Annotated in this window: 2 protein-coding genes; both read right to left on the bottom strand. The window is 46.8% G+C overall.

Features of this window, described 5'->3' with window-relative positions:
- A partial coding sequence (locus ACP45E_RS18510) for a sugar O-acetyltransferase (RefSeq protein WP_069585402.1) occupies positions 1–498 on the bottom strand: 498 nt, incomplete at its 3' end.
- A gap of 26 nt (positions 499–524) precedes the next feature.
- Positions 525–729: PhzF family phenazine biosynthesis protein (locus tag ACP45E_RS18505; protein WP_141707416.1), on the bottom strand; the 205-nt coding region annotated here is incomplete at its 5' end.

Here is a 729-nt window from a genome sequence, read left to right as displayed (position 1 = left end):
GTCAGCGGGTATGCTCTTGGTCACGACACTGCCCGCACCGATAACACAACGATCTCCGATGCTCACACCATCAAGAATTACCGCCCCTGCTCCAATCCATACATTATCGCCAATCGTAATTGGGTTTGCAGTCGCTATCGGTAATACTCTCTCAGACAAACTCAACGGGTGGCTTGCGGTGCTGATGACAACATTTGGGCCTATTTGTACATATTGCCCAATGGTCACTTCTGCAAGATCCAGAATTTTAACATCGTAATTGAGAAAACCGCCCTCTTTAAAGTGAATGTTTTTTCCCATATCACAGTGAAAGGGAGGGACGATATGGACGCCATTGCTGCTCCCCAGTACTTCCTTCATGATGTTCTGGCGTAAACGTTCTTCTGAGGGACGTGAATGATTGAAGTCATACAACTTTTCCTTCACGGCTTGTTGAAAATGAAACAAATCAGAATTGATGGGGATCTGCACCTCAAATCCCGAAACTGTGTACTTCATACTAACCCCTTAATCAAAGCCTGAGCTTAGATAAAAATCGTGCCTTTTAGATACAAGACGCCATAACCTGCGATCGTCACTCGTTCACTTTGCACATCGCAATACACGACGCCCCCTCGACCAGAGGATTGGTACGCGACCAGTTTGTTCTTGTTCAAAATACCCGACCAATACGGGGCAAGACCCGTATGCATAGAACCGGTGACGGGATCTTCGTCACCTCCTGAAGCT

The sequence above is a fragment of the Vibrio genomosp. F10 str. 9ZD137 genome (assembly GCF_049974785.1).
In the GTDB taxonomy this organism is placed as follows: domain Bacteria; phylum Pseudomonadota; class Gammaproteobacteria; order Enterobacterales; family Vibrionaceae; genus Vibrio.
The sequence above is the reverse complement of the archived record's forward strand: the minus strand, read 5'-3'. Positions and strand labels throughout refer to the sequence as shown.